This is a genomic window from Streptomyces sp. NRRL B-24085 (assembly GCF_001282115.1).
Taxonomy (GTDB): Bacteria; Actinomycetota; Actinomycetes; order Streptomycetales; family Streptomycetaceae; genus Streptomyces.
This window is the reverse complement of record NZ_LJBR01000407.1, coordinates 1-1,881: the sequence shown is the minus strand read 5'-3', so window position 1 is coordinate 1,881 and position 1,881 is coordinate 1. Positions and strand designations below refer to the sequence as shown.

Here is a 1,881-nt window from a genome sequence, read left to right as displayed (position 1 = left end):
ACTGACCCTCGGCCTGAACTGACGGCCCCGCGACCGGCCCCCTCGCCACCGGCGCCTTCTCCGGTGCGGTCACCGTCGCGGGGGAGTCGTTCAGGCCGAGGGTCAGTACGACGGCGACCGCCGCCGCGGCCGCCGTGCCGGAGGCGAGGGCGGCCTTGGTCCTGGGAGCCGCCGCACGGGCCGTACGGAGGAGACCCTGGCCGCCGGTCACGGACGCGGACCCCGCCGCCCCGGCCGAACCCGCCGTCAGCGACGCCAGGAACCTCCCCGTGCCACCGCCCACCGCGAGGACCAGCAGGGCGGGGCCGACGAGCGCGGGCAGCCGGTCGTTGGCGCGCATCAGGACGGCGAGGCGTCCGCGGCATCCCTCGCAGGTGTCGACGTGGGCGAGGAGGCGCTCGGACTGGCGCAGGGTGGCGTTGCCGCGGACGTAGGCCGGCATGCGGGCCCAGTGGACCTCGCACGCGGGATCGTCGGGCGCCTCGGTCTGCGAGCGCAGGAACGCCTGGCGCATGCCCTCGCGGGCCCGGTGCAGCAGTACGGCCGTCGCGCCCTGCTTGGCGCCGATCTGCCGGCCGACCGTCTCCAGCGGCTGGCCCTCGGCTTCGGCGAGCCACAGGGCCCGCACCCAGCGTTCGGGGAGTTCGCCGAGGACACGGACCAACAGGTCGGTGGCGGAGACCTGTTCGGCGGGGTCCGCCGCGTGGCCGGCCGACGCCTGCTCCGGGACCCGCGGGTCCCGGGGGGTCTCGTGCGTGGTGCCGGCGGCGGAGGAGGCGAGGTGCCGGACGGTCGTCATGAGGTACGCCGGGACGTTGTTGATCTCGTGCCCCGCGGACAGCCGCCGCCACACGCGGAAGTGCGCCTCGGCGACCAGGTCCTCGGCCGCCCAGGCGTTGCGGGTGAGCGAGCGGGCGTACGCGACGAGACGCGGCTGCTGCTCCTCGTAGATCCGCACGTAGGCGGCGGTCGTGGAGGGGGACGTCCGGGCGGACGCTCTGGCCGGTTGGTCAGTCATGCAGGAACGCTCCAGTTCCCGGCGGGTGGGGGCGCGGAAGGGTCGGGTCAGCGTAGATGACACAACTTTCAAGCATGCAGTTCCGCTCGTGATTCAGATCACAGGGCGCTGTCGGTGCGTAACCAAGCGGTACTCCGGCCACTCGACAAGCGATGGACATCACAGCACCGAGCCCAGCGCCCCGCCCGAGACGGAGACCGTCACCCATGCGCCTCACCTGCCTGCGACAGAGCGTCCGCGCCCGTCTGATCACCTCCGACCACCCCGAACTCCCGCTGCGCCCCACGCTGCGCTACGACTCCGCCGAGCCGTTCGCCGTGCACATCGACTTCCCCGCGCACATCTCGGCCGACGGCGAGGGCGTGACCTGGATGTTCGGGCGGGCCCTGCTGGAGGAGGGTCTTGAGGCCCCCGCCGGGGAGGGGGACGTGCGGATACGGCCGTGCGGCTGGGCCCGGACCGTCATCGAGTTCCACTCGCCGCTCGGCCTCGCCGTGATCCGCTTCGGCACGGCCACCCTCCGCCGCTTCCTGCTGCGCTCGTACGACGTCGTCGAGCCCGGCACCGAGGACCTGGGCCCCGACCTCGACCACGGCCTCGCGGCGCTGCTCGACGAGGTGTGACGCGGCAGCCCGCTGTCACAGACGGTCGGCGAAAGCCGCGAGTTCGACGAAGTCCGCGTCCCGCAGGCCGAGTCGGGGATCGACCCGGTGCAGCAGGGCCGGGCCGTCGTGGTGTGCTGTCACGAACCGGCGGTCCCGGTCGTCGAGTTCGTCGTCGAGCCAGGCGAAGGGGCGGCCGTGGGCGTGGGCGACGAGGTGGCGGGTCTTCCAGAAGGTGCCGTCGGGACCGGGGGTTCGTGG

General features: G+C 73.6%; 2 protein-coding genes and 1 pseudogene. 1 reads left to right on the top strand and 2 read right to left on the bottom strand.

The genetic code is table 11. The features are described 5' to 3' along the window. A partial coding sequence (locus AOJ26_RS34870) for a sigma-70 family RNA polymerase sigma factor (RefSeq protein ID WP_159044460.1) occupies positions 1 to 1,018 on the bottom strand: 1,018 nt, incomplete at its 3' end. Positions 1,019 to 1,224: 206 nt separating this feature from the next. Here AOJ26_RS34870 and AOJ26_RS34865 point away from each other — a divergent pair. Beyond that, positions 1,225 to 1,641: an SsgA family sporulation/cell division regulator gene (locus AOJ26_RS34865; RefSeq protein WP_053852368.1), complete on the top strand. Its 417-nt coding sequence runs from the start codon at positions 1,225 to 1,227 to the stop codon at positions 1,639 to 1,641. 15 nt (positions 1,642 to 1,656) lie between these two features. On the opposite strand, the pseudogene AOJ26_RS34860 reads toward AOJ26_RS34865, so the two are convergent. Further along, positions 1,657 to 1,881 (bottom strand): annotated as a pseudogene (locus AOJ26_RS34860) (hypothetical protein); the annotation flags it as partial.

Excerpts from the sequence above, each read along its gene's own strand:
- AOJ26_RS34865 (WP_053852368.1), top strand. The coding sequence starts at position 1,225 with ATGCGCCTCACCTGCCTGCGACAGAGCGTCCGCGCCCGTCTGATCACC.